Source organism: Streptomyces sp. NPDC042102, from assembly GCF_055582305.1.
On sequence record NZ_JBVJDL010000005.1, the window covers coordinates 238,832 to 256,866 of the forward strand.

Genomic DNA, 18,035 nt, shown 5'->3' on the forward strand with positions numbered 1-18,035 from the left:
GCGAGCGGCTATGCGCCGCGCAGCACCGCGCCCGTCCGCTCGGCGGCCAGCGCCACGGCGGCGTCACGCGCCGCCGTCGACTCCTCGGCCGTCAGCGTCCGGTCGGGAGCGCGGAAGCGCAGCGCGTAGGCGAGGGACTTCTTGCCCGCGCCGACCTGCTCGCCGGTGAAGACGTCGAACAGCCGCAGCGACTCCAGCAGTTCGCCGGCGCCCTTGCGCAGCGCGGCCTCCACGGAGGACGCCGGCACCGACGCGTCGACGATCAGCGCGACGTCCTGGGTCGCCACCGGGAAGGTGGAGATCCGGGGCGCCTTGACGGCGTCGCCGCCGGCCGCGGCCAGCCGGTCGAGGTCGAGCTCCATGGCGCTCGTACGGGCCGGCAGGCCCAGCGCCTTGACCACGCGCGGGTGCAGCTCACCGGCGTGGCCGATGACCTGCTCCACCCCGTCGAGGGTGACGACCAGCTCGGCGCAGCGGCCCGGGTGCCAGGGGCCGTACCGGCCCTGGCGGACGACCAGGTCCGCGCCGGCCTCGACGGCGAGCGCGCGGGCGGCCTGGACCGCGTCGGCCCAGTCGGCCGGGCGGCCCTTGCCCCACCAGCCGGCCTGCTCACGCGCCCCGGCCAGCACGACCGCGGCGTACCGCGGCTGCGCCGGGAGGGCGGCGTCGAGGGTGGCGATCTCCTCGTCGGTGGGCCGGCGGTCGACGGGCAGCCGCACCGCGACGCCCGCCCGCTGACCCGCCCGGAAGACCGAGCCGGTCTCGAAGAGCGCGAGGTCGTGGCTGCCGCGGCTGTCGTTGCGGCGCAGCGCGCCGAGCAGACCCGGCAGCAGCGTGGTGCGCAGCGCCGGCTCCTCGTCGGAGAGCGGGTTGACGAGCTTGACCACCTGGCGGGCGGCGTCGTGCGCCGGCAGCTGGAGCTGGTCGAAGACGCCCTCGCCGAGGAACGGGTAGTTCAGCGCCTCGACGTAGCCCGCGCCGGCCAGCGCCCGGCCGACCCGGCGGTGCAGCTGCTGGCGCGGGGTGAGACCGCGGCCGGAGGGCACCTGCGGGAGGGTGGAGGGCAGGTTGCCGTAGCCCTCCAGCCGGATGACCTCTTCGGCGAGGTCGTTGGGCTCGGCGAGGTCGGGGCGCCACGAGGGCACGGTGACGACGAGCTCGTCCTGGCCGTAGACGTCGCAGCCGATCTCCTGGAGGCGGCGTACGACGGTCTCGCGGCCGTAGTCCATGCCCGCGACGCGGTCCGGGTGGTCGGCGCTCATGGCGACGGTGCGCGGGGCCAGGGGCGCGGTCAGCTCGGTGACGCCGGCCTCGGCGGTGCCGCCCGCGAGCAGCACCAGCAGGTCGACGGTGCGCTGGGCGGCCGCGGCGGCGGCCTGCGGGTCGACGCCGCGCTCGAAGCGCTTGGACGCCTCGGAGGACAGCTTCAGCCGGCGGGCGGTGCGCGAGATCGACACGGAGTCGAAGTGCGCGGCCTCGATGACCACGTCGGTGGTGCCGGTGACGGCGCCGGTCTCCGGGTCGGTGACGGAGTCGGCGATCTCGGTGTTGGCTCCGCCCATGACACCGGCCAGGCCGATCGGCCCGCTGTTGTCGGTGATCACCAGGTCCTCGGCGTCGAGCGTGCGCTTGACCCCGTCGAGGGTGGTGAAGGTCTCGCCCTGCTCCGCCCGGCGGACCCCGATGGGGCCGTCGACGCGGGTGCGGTCGTACGCGTGCAGGGGCTGGCCGAGCTCCAGCATCACGTAGTTGGTGATGTCGACGGCGAGCGAGATCGGGCGCATGCCCGCCTTCTGCAGGCGGCGCTTGAGCCAGATCGGGGAGCGCGCCTCGGGGTCCAGGCCGGTGACGGTGCGCGCGGTGAAGCGGTCGCAGCCGGCCGGGTCCTCGACCTTGACGAGGTAGCCGTAGGAGTTGGGGGCCGGGACGTCGAGCAGCGCCGGGTCGCGCAGCGGCAGGCCGTAGGCGGTGGCGACCTCGCGGGCCACGCCGCGCAGGGACATGCAGTAGCCGCGGTCCGGGGTGACGTCGATGTGGAGGACCTCGTCGACGAGCTCCAGGAGCTCGATCGCGTCGGTGCCGGCCTCGTGCTCGGGCGGCAGCACGATGATCCCGTGCGTGCCGTCGTCGCCCATGCCCAGCTCGTCGCCGGAGCAGATCATGCCGTGGGAGGTCCTGCCGTACGTCTTGCGCGAGGCGATCGCGAAGTCGCCGGGCAGGACGGCGCCGGGCAGGACCACGACGACCTTGTCGCCGACGGCGAAGTTGCGGGCGCCGCAGACGATCTCCTGCGGCTCGCCGGTGCCGTTGGCGGAGCCGACGTCGACCGTGCAGAAGCGGATCGGCTTGCGGAAGCCCTCCAGCTCCTCGATGGTCAGCACCCGGCCGACGACCAGGGGGCCCTTGAGCCCGGCGCCGAGCTGCTCGACGGTCTCGACCTCGAGGCCGGCGTCGACGAGTTTGGCAGCTACGTCACGACCGGACTCGCCCGCAGGCAGGTCGACGTACTCCCGCAGCCAAGAAAGCGGGACCCGCATCAGATCTCCATCCCGAACGGCCGGGTGAACCGGACGTCACCCTCGACCATGTCTCGCATGTCTTCAACGTTGTGGCGGAACATGAGCATCCGCTCGATGCCGAACCCGAAGGCGAAGCCGCTGTACACCTCGGGGTCCACGCCGCAGGCGGTCAGCACCTTGGGGTTGACCATGCCGCAGCCGCCGAGCTCGATCCAGCCCTCGCTGGAGCAGGTGCGGCAGGGGCGGTCGGGGTTGCCCACCGACGCGCCGCGGCACACGTAGCACTGCATGTCCATCTCGGCGGACGGCTCGGTGAACGGGAAGAAGTGCGGGCGCAGGCGGGTGGTGGTGCCCTCGCCGAACAGCTCGGCCACCATGTGGTCCATGGTGCCCTTGAGGTCGGCCATGGTCAGGCCCTTGTCCACGGCGAGCAGCTCGACCTGGTGGAAGACCGGGGTGTGCGTGGCGTCGAGCTCGTCGGTGCGGTACACGCGGCCGGGGCAGACGATGTAGACGGGCGGCTCCCGGTCGAGCAGCGAGCGCGCCTGCACCGGGGAGGTGTGGGTGCGCAGCACGACGCCGGACTCGTCGCCCTGGACGCCCTCGGGGCCCTGGACGAAGAACGTGTCCTGCATCTGGCGGGCCGGGTGGTCGGGCGTGAAGTTGAGCGCGTCGAAGTTGAACCACTCCGCCTCGACCTCGGGGCCCTCGGCCACCTCGTACCCCATGGCCACGAAGATGTCCGCGATGCGGTCCATCAGCGTGGTCAGGGGGTGGCGGGCGCCGGCCGGGACGCGGTCGTACGGCAGCGTGACGTCCACCGCCTCCTCGACCAGCACGCGCTCGTCGCGCTCGGCCTCGAGCTCGACCGTGCGCGCGCCGAAGGCCTTGTTGACGGCGCCGCGGGCCTGGCCCACGCGCTTGCCCGCCTCGGCCTTGGCCTGCGGCGGCAGGGCGCCGATCTCGCGGTTGGCGAGCGCCAGGGGCGAGCGGTCGCCCATGTGCGCGGTCTTCGCCTCCCGCAGCGCGTCGAGGTCGCCGGCGGCCGCGAAGGCGGCGAGCGCCTCGTCCCGCATGCGCTCGATCTCTTCCGGTTTCAGTGCCTCGACCTCGACAGGGTCGTACGACTTGTTCGGTGCCGACATCTCTTCCCGTACTTCCGATGGCTGGCTGGTGGGTCCCCGTACGACGTGATCGAATCGCCTCGGCACGCTCCGGCACGAGGACACAAAGGTGCCAAAGGTCGAGTCTAAGGGCCGCGGGGGGTGAAGGAGCCCGTGGGCCGCCTGGCGAGACGCTCCGCAGTGGCTACTGCGTGAGGTAGGCCGGCGCGCCGACGGGCAGGATAAATCGGAACTCGGCGCCGCCGCAGGGGCCGCGGCCGACCGTGATCGTGCCGCCGTGGGCCTCCACGATGCCCTTGACGATGTACAGGCCCAGGCCGGTGCCGCCGCGCTTGCTCCCCCGCCAGAAGCGGGTGAACACGCGGCCCATCGACTCCTCGGGGATCCCGGGGCCCTCGTCGGTCACGGTGACGGCGGTTCCCTTCTCGTGCGGCGTCACGTCGATGGTGACCGTTCCGTCACCGTGGCGCACCGCATTTTCGAGGAGGTTGCCCAGGATCTGGTCGATCTTGTCCGGGTCGGCCCACAGATCGGGCAGCGGGCGGCTGACGCACACGAGGAAGCGGTCGGGGTCCTGGCCGTTCGCGGTGAGCGCCTGGACGTGCCGGCCGACGGCGGTGGCGATGTCCACGGGCTGGCGGCGCACCTCCAGCCGTCCCGAGTCGATGCGGGAGATGTCGAGCAGCTCGGCGATCAGCCGGGTGACGCGGCCCGCGTCGGCGTCGACGGTCTCCAGCATCAGCCGCTTCTGGTCGTCGGTGAACCGCTCCCACTTGGCGAGCAGGGTCGCGGTGAAGCCCTTGACGGAGGTGAGCGGGGAGCGCAGTTCGTGGGCGACGGTGGCGATCAGCTCGGCGTGGCTGCGTTCGGTACGGCGGCGGGCCTCGGTGCCGCGCAGGGTGACCACCAGGCGCCGCAGCGGGCCCGTGGGGTGCGTGCGGACGTACTGGGCGGAGACCAGCACCTCGCGGCCGCCGGGCAGCAGCAGGTTGCGCTCGGGCTGGCCGCGCCGGGTGGCGAGCCCGCCGTAGGGGTCGGTGAGCGCCCACCAGCGGCGGCCCTCGAGGTCCTCCAGCGGCAGCGCGCGCTCGATGCGGGTGCCGAGGGCCTGACCGGGGTCGGTGGCGGTGATGCGGGCGGCGGCCCGGTTGAAGCAGATCACCTGGCCGGTGTGGTCGGCGACGACCAGCCCGTCCGGCAGGTCGTCGGGGTCCAGCCCGAGCGCCTCGTCGTCCGGTGTCCCGCGCCCCGCCACGGCCCCGCTGCGGACCCGCGTCCCGGCTCCCGCCGTGCCCGCGGCCGGCCGGCTCGCCCCGTGGGCCACGGCGCGTCCCGCGGGGCCGGCGGCGGGGGGCTGCGGCGGTACGCCCGGCAGCCCGCCGGCCGCGAGGCCGCCGACGGCCTCGGGGGCCCCGTGGGCCCCGGCCCGGCCCGCAGCGCCGGCGGACGGGCCCAGGGCGGGCACGGCGGCCTCGGTGCTGCCGGCCACCCCCGTGGCCCCCGGTGAGCTGTTCGTACCGACGGTCATGTCCCCGTACCCCACATCTCCGGTAGCGCCGTGGGCCCCCGGGCCGCCACACTACTAGCTGGGGGTCACAGAGCGGCACCCTCCGGGCGCCCGCTGTGCACGCGCGGACGCGTAGAGGCACACGGCGGCGGCCGTGGCGAGGTTCAGGCTCTCGGCCTTGCCGTGGATCGGGACGCGGACGACGGCGTCCGCGAGCGCCCGGGTCTCCTCCGGCAGGCCCCACGCCTCGTTGCCGAAGACCCACGCCGACGGGCCCCCCATGGTGCCCGCGTCCAGCTCGGCGTCGAGGTCGTCCTCGCCCGCGCCGTCGGCGGCCAGGATCCGCAACCCCGCGGCGCGCAGGCCCTCGACGGCCTGCTCGACGGGGACGCCGACCGCGACCGGCAGGTGGAAGAGGGAGCCGACGGAGGCGCGCACCGACTTCGGGTTGTAGAGGTCGACCGAGGCGTCGGTCAGTACGACGGCGTCGGCGCCGGCGGCGTCCGCGCAGCGCAGCACGGTGCCGGCGTTCCCGGGGTCGCGCACGTGTGCGAGGACGGCGACCAGCCGGGGGCCGGACTTCAGGATGTCCTCGAAGGGCGAGTCCAGGAAGTGGCAGACGCCGACCAGGCCCTGCGGGGTGACCGTCTGCGAGACCTCGGCGAGCACCTCGTCCGAGGCGTAGTGGACGCGGGCGCCGGCGGCCCGGGCGGCGTCGACGATGCCGGCGTAGCGCTCGGCGGCCTCGACGGTGGCGAACAGCTCGATGAGGGTCGGGCCCGCCTCACCACGGTGTTCGACGGCCTCACGGACGGCCTGGGGGCCCTCGGCGATGAAGCGCCGTTCCTTGGTGCGGAAGTTCCGTCGCGCGAGCCGCCGGGCGGCGGCCACCCGGGGGGATCGCGGTGAGATCAGCTCGACGGGGGTACCCATTGGTTTTCGCGGCTCGCTTCCGTACGTGAAAAAGAGGTCGTTCAACGCACCGGACCCGCAGGCACGAGGCCTGCGGGTCCGGGCACGTCAGCCGTTGAGGCTACGAAGGTGTCGCCTGGATCAGGCGGCGGCCTTCGGGGCGTTCACGTCGGCCGGGAGCGCCTTCTGCGCGACCTCGACCAGCGCGGCGAACGCGTTGGCGTCGTTGACGGCGAGCTCCGCCAGGATCTTGCGGTCCACCTCGATGTTGGCGGCCTTCAGACCCTGGATGAGGCGGTTGTACGTCATGCCGTTCTGGCGGGCAGCGGCGTTGATGCGCTGGATCCACAGCTGACGGAAGTCGCCCTTGCGCTTCTTGCGGTCGTTGTAGTTGTAGACCAGCGAGTGGGTGACCTGCTCCTTGGCCTTGCGGTACAGGCGCGAACGCTGACCGCGGTAGCCGGAGGCCGCCTCGAGGATCGCCCGGCGCTTCTTGTGGGCGTTTACTGCCCGCTTGACGCGTGCCACTTGTTAACTCCTTGTAGCGGGGCCGTGGTTGTCTTCACACGGCCCGAAATCGATTGGGTCCCGGTCCAGACGTCTCGTCCCGCTCCCGGTGCGGGAGCGGACCAACGTCACTTGCCGAGAAGCTTCTTGATCTTCGCGGCGTCGCCCGGGGCCATCTCGGCGTTGCCGGTGAGGCGACGCGTCAGCTTGGACGACTTGTGCTCGAGCAGGTGGCGCTTGCCGGCGCGCTCACGGAGCACCTTGCCGGAGCCGGTGATCTTGAAGCGCTTCTTGGAACCGCTGTGGGTCTTGTTCTTCGGCATAGCGCCGTTATCTCCTCGTCAGTGGCGCCCCCACCGGCCCTGTGACGGGCCGGCCCACGGGAGCGTCATGTGTGTCGATTGATCCGGGACGGGCTGCCCCGGAATCAGGCCTCGGCGGGCGCCTCGGTCTCGGTCTCGGCTTCCTGGGCAGCAACCCCGGTGGCCTCCGCGGACTGCCCCTGGCGCTCGGCCTTGCGGGCGGCCTGCGCCTCGCGGGCCTCGGCCATCGCCTCGGTCTTCTTCTTGTGCGGACCGAGGACCATGATCATGTTGCGGCCGTCCTGCTTCGGGTTCGACTCGACGAAACCGAGCTCCTGGACGTCCTCCGCCAGACGCTGCAGCAGTCGGTAGCCGAGCTCCGGCCGGGACTGCTCGCGACCACGGAACATGATCGTGATCTTGACCTTGTCGCCCTGCTTGAGGAACCGGACGACGTGACCCTTCTTGGTGTCATAGTCGTGCGGGTCGATCTTCGGCCGGAGCTTCATCTCCTTGATGACCGTGTGCGCCTGGTTCTTGCGCGCCTCACGGGCCTTCATGGCCGACTCGTACTTGAACTTCCCGTAGTCCATGAGCTTGCACACGGGCGGACGGGCGTTCGCCGCGACCTCGACCAGGTCGAGGTCGTACTCCTGTGCGAGCTCCAGGGCCTTGGCAAGCGGAACGATTCCGACCTGCTCGCCGCTGGGACCGACAAGTCGCACCTCGGGAACGCGAATCCGGTCGTTGATGCGGGGCTCGGCGCTGATGGATCCTCCTCGGTAGCACCACACGGCTGCCTGGCAGACAGTCGCGTACGTTTCTTCGTACGGACCCACCGCCCCGGGACACCAAAAACGCCCCGGACCGGGACACAGGCGGGAGCTCCAATACAACCGGAGCACCGCCGCGTACCATCGCGGGGCGCAGACTCGGGCGGCTTTCCATCGTCCGTACGGAACGATGGATGCCGCCTGACCGGTGACCCGCCGCCCCGGAGGGCGGTCAGGTGGGAGATCGGAGCCTCCACTTGTGGGCCGGGGACATGCGTCTCCGGCCGGTCGTCACACAAGGTTAGCACCCGGGGCCCGGGGAGACCAATCGGAGCCACGGCTTATGGTGAAGGCATGACTGACGCGACACCCTCCACCGCCACCGACGCCGACGTGGCCCCCGACTACGACGCCATGACGCGCGACATCGCGGACGTGCCCGCGGTCGAGGTGATCACCACGGTGGCCGTGCACCTGCTGAGCGCCGCGGCGGTCAACCTGGGCCTGGACAAGCCGGATTCCGAGCACAAGGACCTCGACGAGGCCCGCAAGCTGATCACCGCCCTGGCGGGCCTGGTCACGGCGAGCGCGACCGAGATCAGCTCCTTCCACGCGGCTCCGCTGCGTGACGGGCTGAAGTCCCTGCAGCTGGCCTTCCGCGAGGCGTCGATCGTCCCGGACGAGCCGGGCCAGGGGCCGGGCGAGAAGTTCACGGGTCCGGTCTTCGGCTGAGCGTCCGCCCGCCGGCGGCGGGCGACGACGACGGACGACGGAGAGACAACGCAAGGGGCGGGCCCCGGTGGAGACCACCGGACCCGCCCCTTCCGCATGTCCTGCCTGTGTCCCTACCGTTCCTACCGTTCGAAGAGGGGCTCGCCGGGGGCTGCGGCGCCGGCCGGGAGGAGCGCGAGGCCGAGGCCCCGGACCAGCCGGGCCCGCAGGGTCTCGTCGGCGGCCAGGGCCCGCGCCACCGCGCGGGTGCCCGTGGCGGGGTCGGCGCCGTCGGCGAGGACGATCGCCAGGATGCCGTCCGTGTCGGCGCCGCCCGGGCCGAGGTAGGCCCGGCGCACCGAGGGTTCGGCGGCGACCGCGGCCCGCACGGCGCCGGTGACGGCCGGGTCGGCCAGCGGGTCGGCGTCGGTGCGGCCCTCGGCGAGGGCCCGCAGACCGGAGCCGGTCAGCTCGTAGGGCACCGGGCCGGCCAGGTCGAGGACGACCGTGTCGGCCTTCTCGTGCGCCGCGGCCTGCAGGGCCTGGTGCAGCGGGACGGCCACCGGGCGGGCGGCCGGGTCCCACAGGGCCAGCGAGGCGGTGGAGGTGAAGGCCGGCAGCGCGCGGCGGCCGCCCGCGACCAGCGTGGGCACGGCCATGTCGCTGGTCTTCTCACGCTTCAGGCCGGTCTCGGGGTCGGTCTCGACCTCGCCGAGCACGGCGACGACGGGGACGAGCAGCCGGGCGCCCGCGAGCGCCGCGAGCACCTCGGGCTCCTTGGCCCGGTCCTCGGCCCACGCGGCGAGGGCCGCGCTCAGCCGGGGATCGGCGGTGCCGTCGTCGTCGGAGTATCCGGGGTCGGGAATGTTCTTCTGCGCCACAGTTACCCGACCCTATCCCGTGCCCGGCGTCTGCCGAGTACGGCGGCCAGCGCGAGCAGGGCCAGTCCGCCGCCCGCGGCGGCGGGGGCCAGCAGGCGGGAGCGGCGTTCGGGCGGACGCACGGGCTCGGGGCCGGGGCCGAAGTAGGTCTGCCCGTACGGCACCGGGGCCGGCGTCGGGGCGTCGGGGCGCAGGGACTCGGCGGCGCGCAGGGCGGCGACGGGGTCGACGAGCCCGTGGCCGCGGGCGTCGTCGCGGCCGCCGGCCGGGGCGTTGGCGGCGGTGTCCTCGAGGAGCTTCTTGATCTGCGCCGGGGAGAGGTCGGGGTGGGCCGAGCGGACCAGGGCGACGGCGCCGGAGACGAAGGCGGCGGCGGCGCTGGTGCCCCAGCCCTCGTAGTAGGCGCGGTCGGGGTCGGCGATCACGACGTCGACGCCGGGGGCGCTGACGGTGGCGTACCAGCTGCGGGTGGAGAAGGGGGCCTTCCTGCCGCGCCGGTCGACGGCGGTGACGGCGATGACGCCGGGGTAGGCGGCCGGGTAGGAGGCGTGGTCGCCGTTCTCGCCGCCGTTGCCGGCGGAGGCGACCACGACGACGCCCTTGGCGAGGGCGTACTGGACGGCCTCGTCCTCGGCGGCCTCGTGGTGGGCGGCGTCGCTGTCGTCGCCGAGGGAGAGGTTGATGACGTGGGCGCCGTGGTCGGCGGCCCAGCGGATGCCTTCGGCGAGGGCGCCGCCCTTGTTCTCGCGGGCCTTGGCGCGGGCCGGGTCGCCCTCCTCCAGGATCACCCGGACCGGCAGGATCCGGGCGGCCGGGGCGAGGCCGAGGACGCCCTGGCGGCGGTTGGTGCCGTGCCCGTGGCCGGCGATGATGCCGGCCATGGCGGTCCCGTGGCGGGCCCAGGTCCGGTCGCCGCGGCCGGCGCCCATGCCGACGAGGTCGGTGCCGTCGAGGACCTGCCCGTCGAGGTCGGGGTGGGTCCCGTCGACCCCGGTGTCGAGCACGGCGACGGTGATCCCCTCCCCCCGGGTGGTCCCCCACGCCTCCTCGGCCCGCAGGGCGGTCAGCCCCCACTGCCGGTCCCGGATGACGTCGGCGGCCGCGGGCGGGACGGCGACCCCGGCGAAGAGCGCGGCGAACACGCCGACGGCGGCGACGCGGGGGGCGCGGCGGCGGACGGTGCCTACGGTGGCGGTGGCGGTGGCGCCACCGTCCGGGGTGCGGGCAGGGTCGGGTATGGCCGGTGGGACGGGCATGGCTGGGCTCCCGGGGTCCCCCGCGGCGGCGGACGGCCTCGACGGACGGAACGGGTCGGACGGGGTGATCATCGGGCGGGCTCCCCGGCGGACGGGGCGGCGAGGGCGCGCAGCGACCGCTCGATCCGGTCGGCGACGGCCTTGGCCTCGTGCCCCAGGCCCGCCTGGGCGACCGGGCCGGTGTCCTCCTTCTTCATCGCCTCCTCGGCGGTGCGCGGCCGGCTCACCGTACGGCCGTCGGCGAAGGCGGAGACCGCGTACACGACGACCGGCGCCTCGGGGACGACGGACGCCGTCCAGGCGGCGCGCTGGGGGTCGGCGAACCCGTAGCCCTGGGGCACCGGGAGGTGGCCGCGCAGGGCGGTCATCGCGGTGGCGTCGGCGGGGGTGAAGACCAGGCCGACGGTGACGAGGGAACTGCGGGTGGCGTCGGTGTAGGTCGCGCGCAGGACGCGGGTGCAGCCCGTGGCGGCCAGCTGGGCCTGCCAGTCCGCGGGCAGCGCGGCGGAGCAGTCGGCGTCGGGGGCCAGGGCCACCCGGGTCCAGGTCCGCGCGGCTCCGCCGGGGCCCGCCCCACGGCCCTCCAGGACGCGCGGGAACAGGGTGTCGACGGGCGTCGACCGCCACAGCGAGCCCGCCGTGCGGTAGACGGCCGCGGCCGACGGCGGCTGCGCCTCGGCCCGCCGCTCGAGCCAGGTCACGGCCCCGGCCCCGACGATCAGCGCCGATCCCACGACGGCACAGAGCCCGGCGCCGACCACCCGCCGCCGCCGGCCGGGCACGACGACGTCCTCGTACGCGACCACCCGCACCGCGCCGGCCCCCGGCCCGCACGGCCCCTCGGCCACAGGGGTACCGGCAGCGGCAGCCGTACCGGTCCCACTGCCCCCCGCCCCCGCGCCGGCCCCTTCGGCCACGGACCACTCGCCGACCGGGCCCGCGTGCTGCTGCACGTGCTGACCTCCGCCCGTCGGAACACCGGGCGTCTCGGGGACGGACGGTCCACCCGGCGCGGCAGCGTCACCGGCGGCGTACCCCGGCCGTGCACCGGACGGATCCCCGGGGCGCAGGCCCGCACCGGTGCCGGACTCCTCACGGGCGGCTCCGCCGGCGACGGCCGGGGCCGGGGCGGGCGCCGGACGGGCGCCGGGCGTGACGGGCGCAGCGGGGTCCTGGGGGCCGTAGGGCGTGGTGGGGTGTGGGTTCGACGTCGTCATCGCGCGGCTCCGCCCCCCGTTCCGTGCCCTCGCGGCTGCCTGCCCGTACTCTACGTCCCCCGTACGAGTGCCTCACCGACCGATCCGCCCCACCGGCCGCGCGGCGTCCGCCGACGTCCCCCAGTCAGAGCCAGGCCGGCCGGCCCGGCCGGCCGGCCCGGCGCGGTGGCCCGCCGACGGCGCCAGGAAGGCACCCCCGGGCCGAGCCCTGCCGGAGCGCGCGGTCGCGGCAGATGCGGCGGCCGTCGGGCGCTGCGACCGACCGGCGCCTTGCGCGGACCCGCGCGCGTACAGGCGCGGCTCGGCTTCGGTGGTGGGGCCGTACGCCCCCGTAGCCGCCGGCGGGGCCGTGGGGTCCCGGGCGTTGCCATCGGCGGGGCCGGGCCCCGTACCCGGCCGTGGCGGGCGTCGGCGGCGCGGCCTTGCCATCGGCGGGGTCGGGCCTCGTGCCCGGGTGTTGCCATCTGCACCCCGGCCGGGGGCGGGTGTTGGTGGGGATCGCCGGGTTCTGGCCCTACCCACCGGTAGGCCCGTCTGGCAAGCTGCGCGCATGACTTCCCCCGCCGCCGACCGGGCCCGCTACGACCGGGCCACCGCCCACCTCGACGCGCCCCTCGCGATCGTGGATCTCGAGGCCTTCGACGCGAACGCCGACGATCTCGTGCGGCGGGCGGGCGGGAAGCCGGTGCGGGTGGCCAGCAAGTCCGTGAGGTGCCGGGCGTTGCTCGAACGGGTCCTGGCCCGGCCCGGGTTCGCCGGGATCATGTCGTACACGCTCGCCGAGTCGCTGTGGCTGGCCCGTTCCGGGTTCGAGGACGTCCTGCTCGCCTACCCGTCCGCCGACCGCCGCGCCTTCGCGGAGCTCGCCTCCGACCCCAAGCTGGCCGCCGCCGTCACCGTCATGGTCGACGACCAGTCGCAGCTGGAGCTGATCGACCGGGCCCGCGACGGCGGCCGGCAGGAGATCCGGGTCTGCCTCGAACTCGACACCGCCCTGCACCTGTTCGGCGGCCTGGTACGGGTCGGCGCCCGCCGGTCGCCGGTGCGCGAGCCGGCCCAGCTGGCCGCGCTGGCCCGCGCGGTCGTCGCCCGCCCGGGCTTCCGCGTCGTCGGGATCATGGGGTACGAGGGCCACGTCGCCGGCGTCGGCGACGCCGTGGCCGGCCGGCCGCTGCGCTCCCGCGCGGTGCGGCTGATGCAGGCCAGGGCGCGCGCCGAACTCGCCGCCCGCCGCGCCGAGGCGGTACGGGCGGTCCGGGCCGTCGTACCGGACCTGGAGTTCGTCAACGGCGGCGGCACCGGCAGCGTGCAGCAGACCGCCGCCGAGGACGCGGTCACGGAGATCGCCGCCGGGTCGGGGCTCTACGTGCCGCGGCTCTTCGACCACTACACCTCGTTCCGCGGCCGCCCCGCCGCGCTCTTCGCCCTGCCGGTGGTCCGCCGCCCGGGTGTCGGTGTGGTGACCGTGCTCGGCGGCGGCTACCCGGCCTCCGGTGCCCCCGGCCCGGACCGGCTGCCCCAGCCGTACCTGCCGCAGGGGCTGCGGTACGACGGCCAGGAGGGCGCGGGCGAGGTGCAGACCCCGCTGCTCGGCAGCCCGGCCGACGACCTGCTGATCGGCGACCGGGTCTGGTTCCGGCACGCCAAGGCGGGCGAGATGTGCGAGCGGTTCGAGGAGCTGCACCTGGTCGAGGGCGACCGGGTGAGCGCCACCGTGCCGACGTACCGGGGCGAGGGCCGTACCTTCCTGTGACGGTGACTTACGGGGGCGGTCGGTGACCGCCTGACGCCCCGGTCCGGGTGCCCCGCCCCGCGCGGCGGGGCACCCGGACGGCCGCCCGGCCTACAGCGGGGTGACGTACGCGCCGGAGATGCCGCCGTCCACCAGGAAGTCGGTGGCGTTGATGAACGAGGAGTCGTCGCTGGCGAGGAACGCGACGGCGGCCGCGATCTCGGTGGGTTCGGCGAACCGGCCCAGCGGGATGTGCACCAGGCGGCGGGCCGCGCGCTCGGGGTCCTTGGCGAACAGCTCCTGCAGGAGCGGGGTGTTGACCGGCCCCGGGCACAGGGCGTTGACGCGGATGCCCTCGCGGGCGAACTGGACGCCCAGCTCGCGGGACATCGCCAGGACGCCGCCCTTGGAGGCGGTGTAGGAGATCTGCGAGGTGGCGGCGCCCATGATGGCCACGAAGGAGGCGGTGTTGATGATGGAGCCGCGGCCCTGGCGCTGCATGTAGGGCAGGGCCGCCTTGCAGCACAGGTAGACGGAGGTGAGGTTGACGTCCTGGACGCGCTTCCAGGCCTCCAGGCCGGTGGTGAGGATGGAGTCGTCGTCCGGGGGCGAGATGCCGGCGTTGTTGAAGGCGATGTCGACCGAGCCGTAGGTGTCGAAGGCGGTCCGGAAGAGGGCCTCGACCTCCTCGGGGTCGGTGACGTCGACCTTGACGTACGTGCCGCCGACCTCTTCGGCGGCGGCCTTGCCGGCCTTCTCGTCGATGTCGCCGCAGACGACGTTGGCGCCCTCGGAGGCCAGGCGGCGCGCGGTGGCGAGGCCGATGCCGCTGCCCGCTCCGGTGATGACGGCGGTGCGGCCGACCAGACGGCGGCAGACGATCTCGGTGTCGGAAGTGGTCATGGTGTGCTCAGGCCTCCGTGCTGATGAAGACGTTCTTGGTCTCGGTGAAAGCGGTGAGGGCGTCGGGTCCGAGCTCGCGGCCGAGTCCGGACTGCTTGTAGCCGCCGAAGGGGGTCCAGTAGCGGACGCTGCTGTGGGAGTTGACGGAGAGGTTCCCGGCGGCGACGGCGCGCGAGACGCGGATGGCGCGGCCGACGTCGCGGGTCCAGATCGAGCCGGCCAGGCCGTACTCGGTGGCGTTGGCCAGGCGTACGGCGTCCGCCTCGTCCTCGAAGGGCAGGACGACGGCGACGGGGCCGAAGACCTCCTCGCGGGCGACGGCCGCGTCCGGGCCGACTCCGGTGACCACGGTCGGGGGGTACCAGAAGCCGGGGCCCTCGGGGGCGGTGCCCCGGATCGCCGTGAGGTCGTCGGTCAGGTAGGACCGTACGCGGTCCAGCTGGACCTGCGAGATCAGCGGGCCCATCTGGGTCTTCTCGTCGGCCGGGTCGCCGACGCGTACGCCCTCGATCGCGGGTGCCAGCAGGTCCAGGAAGCGGTCGTACGCGCTGCGCTGGACCAGGATGCGGGTGCGGGCGCAGCAGTCCTGGCCGGTGTTGTCGAGGAAGGCCATGGGGGCGGCTGCCGCCGCGGCTTCAAGATCGGCGTCGGCGAAGACGATGTTGGGGCTCTTGCCGCCGAGTTCGAGGGTCAGCCGCTTCACGCGGGTGGAGCACTTGGCCATGATCTGCTGGCCGACGCGGGTGGAGCCGGTGAAGACGATCTTGGCGACGCCGGGGTGCTCGACGAGGGCGTCGCCGGCGACCGGCCCGCGGCCGGGGAGCACCTGGAGCAGGTGTTCGGGGATCCCGGCCTCGAGGGCGAGTTCGGCCAGCCGCAGCGCCGTCAGCGGCGTGGTCTCGGCGGGCTTGAGGATGACGGCGTTGCCCGCGGCGAGCGCCGGGGCCATGCCCCACGCGGCGATCGGCATGGGGAAGTTCCACGGGACGATGATGCCGATGACGCCGAGGGGTTCGAGGAAGGTGACGTCGAGGCCGCCGGGGACGGGGATCTGGCGGCCCGAGAGCCGTTCGACCCCGCCGGCGGCGTAGTCGAGCAGGTCGCGGACGTTGCCCGCCTCCCAGCGGGCGTTGCCGATGGTGTGCCCGGCCTGGCGGACCTCCAGCTGGGCGAGTTCCTCGATGTGCTCGTCGACCACGGCGGCGAAGCGGCGCAGGAGCCGGGCGCGGTCGGCGGGGGCGGCCGCGGCCCAGGCGCGCTGGGCCGCGGCGGCCCGCGCGACCGCGGCGTCGACGTCGTCCCGTGTGGCGGCCGGGACGAGGGCGACGACGTCTTCGGTGGCCGGATTGAGCACCGTCAGCTGGTCGGGTGCGTCGGGGGCCTGCGCGTCGGTCACGGGGTTCCTCACAGACGTTCGAAGGAGCGGCGCAGTTCCCAGTCGGTCACCGCGGAGTCGTAGGCGTCGAGTTCGACGCGGGCCATGTTGCGGTAGTGGGCGACCACCTCGGGTCCGAAGGCGGCCTTGGCGATCTCGCTGTTCTCCCACAGCTCGGCGGCGTCCCGCAGGGTGGCGGGGACGTGGGCGAAGTCGGCGGTGTAGGCGTTGCCCGCACAGGGTTCGGGCAGTTCCAGCCGGTTCTCGATGCCGTAGAGCCCGGCCGCGACCAGGCCGGCGACGGCGAGGTAGGGGTTGACGTCGCCGCCGGGGAGGCGGTTCTCGAAGCGCATGGAGCGGCCGTGGCCGACGACGCGCAGGGCGCAGGTGCGGTTGTCCACGCCCCAGGCGACGGCGGTGGGCGCGAAGGATCCCGGCTGGAAACGCTTGTACGAATTGACGTTGGGGGCGTAGAGAAGGGAGAAGTCGCGCAGCGCGGCGAGCTGGCCGGCCAGGAAGTGGCGCATCGTCTCCGACATGCCGCCCGGCCCGTCCCCGGCCATCGCGTTGCGCCCGTCGGCATCGGTGAGCGAGAGGTGGATGTGGCAGGAGTTGCCTTCGCGCTGGTCGTACTTGGCCATGAAGGTGAGCGAGACGCCTTCCTGGCTGGCGATCTCCTTGGCGCCGGTCTTGTAGATGGCGTGCTGGTCGCAGGTGACCAGGGCCTCGTCGTACCGGAAGGCGATCTCGTGCTGCCCGAGGTTGCACTCGCCCTTGGCGGACTCGACGGTGAGGCCGGCGGCCTGCATCTCGTTGCGGATGCGGCGCAGCAGGGGCTCGATCCGGCCCGTACCGAGGACCGAGTAGTCGATGTTGTACTGGTTGGCGGGGGTCAGGCCGCGGTAGTTCGCGTTCCAGGCCTGCTCGTAGGTGTCCTGGAAGACCATGAACTCCAGCTCGGTGCCGACCTGGGCGGTGAAGCCGTGCTCGGCGAGGCGTTCCAGCTGGCGGCGCAGGATCTGGCGGGGGGCGGCGACGACGGGGCTGCCGTCGTGCCAGGCGAGGTCGGCCAGGACCATCGCGGTGCCGTCGTTCCATGGGACGCGGCGCAGGGTGGCGGGGTCGGCGTGCATGGCGAAGTCGCCGTAGCCCCGCTCCCAGGAGGACATCTCGTACCCGTCGACGGTGTTCATGTCGGTGTCGACGGCGAGGAGGTAGTTGCAGCCCTCGGTGCCGTGGGAGAGCACCTCGTCCAGGAAGAACTGTGCGGCGAACCGCTTGCCCTGGAGCCGCCCCTGCATGTCGGGGAAGGCCAGGACGACTGTGTCGATCTCACCGCTCGCGACGAGGGCACGGAGCTCCTCGGGCGCGAGCGGCGGCTTGCGGTCTACCACGGGATTCTCTCCTTCGGTGAGCCGAGAACGCCTAAGGTATTGAACAGAACCATTGCTTGGGAAGGGCTTCGGGAAGATTCGGAGCACGGAGAAGGGGAGGAGCGTCATGACCGGCACGGCGAGCGAGAACGGCGCGGTCGCGCGGCTGAATCCCGTCCTGCGCCAGGTGCGGGCGGGCAGCGGTTTCGAGGAGGCGCTGGAGCAGATCCTGCAGGTGGTACGGCTGGGCCTGGTGCCCGGCGGCGAGCGGCTGCCGCCCGAACGCGAGCTGGCCGAGCGGATGGGGATCAGCCGGGTCACGCTGCGCGAGGTGCTGAAGGTGCTCCAGGACCAGGGGCTGGTCGAGGCCCGGCGGGGCCGGTACGGCGGAACGTTTGTGCTGCCCCGCCCCGACACCCCGGCGGGCGGCGCCGAGGAGGAGCTGCGCCGGCGGGTCGCGGGGGTGGACATCGAGGACGTCCTGCGCTTCCGCGAGGTGCTGGAGACCGGCGCGGCCGAGCTGTGCGCGACGCGGGGACTGACCGGGGAGCAGGCCGAGCGGCTGACGGGCGCGCTCGCCGCCACCCATGACGCGCAGCTCGCCGACTACCGCCGCCAGGACACGCTCTTCCACCTCACCCTCTGCGAGCTGGCGGGCTCGGCCACGCTGACGGCCCAGTACGCGGCGGTCCGCGCGACCGTCAACGACCTGCTGGACTGCATCCCGCTACTGGTGCGCAACCTGGAGCACTCCCAGCAGCAGCACACCGCGCTGGTGGAGGCGGTCCTGGCGCGCGACGCCGAGGCGGCGCGCGCGGTGATGCGCGAGCACTGCTGCGGGACGGCCGCGCTGCTGCGGGGCTTCCTGGCCTGAAGGGGCCGGGGAGACATTTGTTACCACCGTTTAACGCACGGGTCTTGCGCGCTCCACTCCGGTACGGCA

The 18,035-nt window shown here is 73.9% G+C and carries 16 protein-coding genes; 3 read left to right on the forward strand and 13 right to left on the reverse strand.

From position 1 onward, the window contains the following. Positions 1-8 precede the first annotated feature (8 nt). From pheT to infC, 7 genes are all read right to left on the reverse strand, one after another. Positions 9-2,537: a phenylalanine--tRNA ligase subunit beta gene (gene pheT, locus ACZ6KO_RS23250; RefSeq protein ID WP_469305917.1), complete on the reverse strand. Its 2,529-nt coding sequence runs from the start codon at positions 2,535-2,537 to the stop codon at positions 9-11. Beyond that, positions 2,537-3,664 carry a phenylalanine--tRNA ligase subunit alpha gene (gene pheS, locus ACZ6KO_RS23255; RefSeq protein ID WP_469305918.1) on the reverse strand — a complete coding sequence of 376 codons (1,128 nt, stop codon included), beginning with the start codon at positions 3,662-3,664 and terminating at the stop codon, positions 2,537-2,539. The genes pheT and pheS overlap by 1 nt, the downstream gene beginning before the upstream one ends. A gap of 163 nt (positions 3,665-3,827) precedes the next feature. Continuing rightward, positions 3,828-4,967, reverse strand: a complete 1,140-nt coding sequence (locus tag ACZ6KO_RS23260) for a sensor histidine kinase (RefSeq protein ID WP_469306075.1) — start codon at positions 4,965-4,967, stop codon at positions 3,828-3,830. 258 nt (positions 4,968-5,225) lie between these two features. Beyond that, positions 5,226-6,083, reverse strand: a complete 858-nt coding sequence (locus ACZ6KO_RS23265; RefSeq protein WP_469305919.1) for a TrmH family RNA methyltransferase — start codon at positions 6,081-6,083, stop codon at positions 5,226-5,228. Positions 6,084-6,203: 120 nt separating this feature from the next. Beyond that, a complete protein-coding gene (gene rplT, locus ACZ6KO_RS23270) occupies positions 6,204-6,590 on the reverse strand; it encodes a 50S ribosomal protein L20 (protein ID WP_125652405.1) in 387 nt (128 codons plus the stop codon). A gap of 107 nt (positions 6,591-6,697) precedes the next feature. Then, positions 6,698-6,892, reverse strand: a complete 195-nt coding sequence (rpmI, locus tag ACZ6KO_RS23275; RefSeq protein ID WP_030192941.1) for a 50S ribosomal protein L35 — start codon at positions 6,890-6,892, stop codon at positions 6,698-6,700. A 104-nt stretch (positions 6,893-6,996) separates the two neighbouring features. After that, a complete protein-coding gene (gene infC, locus ACZ6KO_RS23280; protein ID WP_469305920.1) occupies positions 6,997-7,665 on the reverse strand; it encodes a translation initiation factor IF-3 in 669 nt (222 codons plus the stop codon). Positions 7,666-7,998: 333 nt separating this feature from the next. Here infC and ACZ6KO_RS23285 point away from each other — a divergent pair, with 333 nt between their 5' ends. Then, the gene (locus ACZ6KO_RS23285; protein ID WP_401449059.1) at positions 7,999-8,376 is read left to right on the forward strand and encodes a DUF1844 domain-containing protein; all 378 of its coding nucleotides are present in this window, start codon (positions 7,999-8,001) and stop codon (positions 8,374-8,376) included. A 122-nt stretch (positions 8,377-8,498) separates the two neighbouring features. On the opposite strand, the gene ACZ6KO_RS23290 is transcribed toward ACZ6KO_RS23285, so the two are convergent. From ACZ6KO_RS23290 to ACZ6KO_RS23300, 3 genes are all read right to left on the reverse strand, one after another. Then, positions 8,499-9,236, reverse strand: coding sequence for an SseB family protein (locus tag ACZ6KO_RS23290; protein ID WP_469305921.1), 738 nt, complete (start codon positions 9,234-9,236; stop codon positions 8,499-8,501). Positions 9,237-9,238: 2 nt separating this feature from the next. Next, a complete protein-coding gene (mycP, locus tag ACZ6KO_RS23295; RefSeq protein WP_469305922.1) occupies positions 9,239-10,492 on the reverse strand; it encodes a type VII secretion-associated serine protease mycosin in 1,254 nt (417 codons plus the stop codon). A gap of 68 nt (positions 10,493-10,560) precedes the next feature. Then, positions 10,561-11,445 (reverse strand): hypothetical protein, encoded by an 885-nt coding sequence (locus ACZ6KO_RS23300; RefSeq protein ID WP_469305923.1) that lies wholly within the window; start codon positions 11,443-11,445, stop codon positions 10,561-10,563. Positions 11,446-12,259: 814 nt separating this feature from the next. On the opposite strand from ACZ6KO_RS23300, the gene ACZ6KO_RS23305 reads away from it, so the two are divergent. Further along, on the forward strand, positions 12,260-13,462 hold the full coding sequence (locus ACZ6KO_RS23305; RefSeq protein WP_469305924.1) for an amino acid deaminase/aldolase: 1,203 nt from the start codon (positions 12,260-12,262) through the stop codon (positions 13,460-13,462). Between the two features lie 90 nt (positions 13,463-13,552). Here the strand turns inward: ACZ6KO_RS23305 and ACZ6KO_RS23310 are convergent, their stop codons facing one another. The 3 genes from ACZ6KO_RS23310 to ACZ6KO_RS23320 are packed head-to-tail and all read right to left on the reverse strand — an operon-like array spanning position 13,553 to position 17,113. After that, complete coding sequence (locus ACZ6KO_RS23310; RefSeq protein ID WP_401449050.1) at positions 13,553-14,344, reverse strand: 3-oxoacyl-ACP reductase; 792 nt, start codon at positions 14,342-14,344, stop codon at positions 13,553-13,555. Positions 14,345-14,351: 7 nt separating this feature from the next. Continuing rightward, positions 14,352-15,740, reverse strand: coding sequence for an aldehyde dehydrogenase family protein (locus ACZ6KO_RS23315; protein ID WP_469305925.1), 1,389 nt, complete (start codon positions 15,738-15,740; stop codon positions 14,352-14,354). 8 nt (positions 15,741-15,748) lie between these two features. Beyond that, a complete protein-coding gene (locus ACZ6KO_RS23320; RefSeq protein WP_469305926.1) occupies positions 15,749-17,113 on the reverse strand; it encodes a glutamine synthetase family protein in 1,365 nt (454 codons plus the stop codon). 106 nt (positions 17,114-17,219) lie between these two features. Between ACZ6KO_RS23320 and ACZ6KO_RS23325 the strand changes: the two genes are divergently transcribed. Further along, complete coding sequence (locus tag ACZ6KO_RS23325; RefSeq protein ID WP_469305927.1) at positions 17,220-17,966, forward strand: FadR/GntR family transcriptional regulator; 747 nt, start codon at positions 17,220-17,222, stop codon at positions 17,964-17,966. Positions 17,967-18,035: the final 69 nt, after the last annotated feature.

Bases quoted from the DNA above. Each gene is read 5' to 3' on its own strand.
- pheT (WP_469305917.1), bottom strand. From the start codon at position 2,537: ATGCGGGTCCCGCTTTCTTGGCTGCGGGAGTACGTCGACCTGCCTGCG.
- pheS (WP_469305918.1), bottom strand. From the start codon at position 3,664: ATGTCGGCACCGAACAAGTCGTACGACCCTGTCGAGGTCGAGGCACTG.
- ACZ6KO_RS23265 (WP_469305919.1), bottom strand. From the start codon at position 6,083: ATGGGTACCCCCGTCGAGCTGATCTCACCGCGATCCCCCCGGGTGGCC.
- rpmI (WP_030192941.1), bottom strand. From the start codon at position 6,892: ATGCCGAAGAACAAGACCCACAGCGGTTCCAAGAAGCGCTTCAAGATC.
- ACZ6KO_RS23285 (WP_401449059.1), top strand. From the start codon at position 7,999: ATGACTGACGCGACACCCTCCACCGCCACCGACGCCGACGTGGCCCCC.
- mycP (WP_469305922.1), bottom strand. From the start codon at position 10,492: ATGCCCGTCCCACCGGCCATACCCGACCCTGCCCGCACCCCGGACGGT.
- ACZ6KO_RS23305 (WP_469305924.1), top strand. From the start codon at position 12,260: ATGACTTCCCCCGCCGCCGACCGGGCCCGCTACGACCGGGCCACCGCC.
- ACZ6KO_RS23310 (WP_401449050.1), bottom strand. From the start codon at position 14,344: ATGACCACTTCCGACACCGAGATCGTCTGCCGCCGTCTGGTCGGCCGC.
- ACZ6KO_RS23325 (WP_469305927.1), top strand. From the start codon at position 17,220: ATGACCGGCACGGCGAGCGAGAACGGCGCGGTCGCGCGGCTGAATCCC.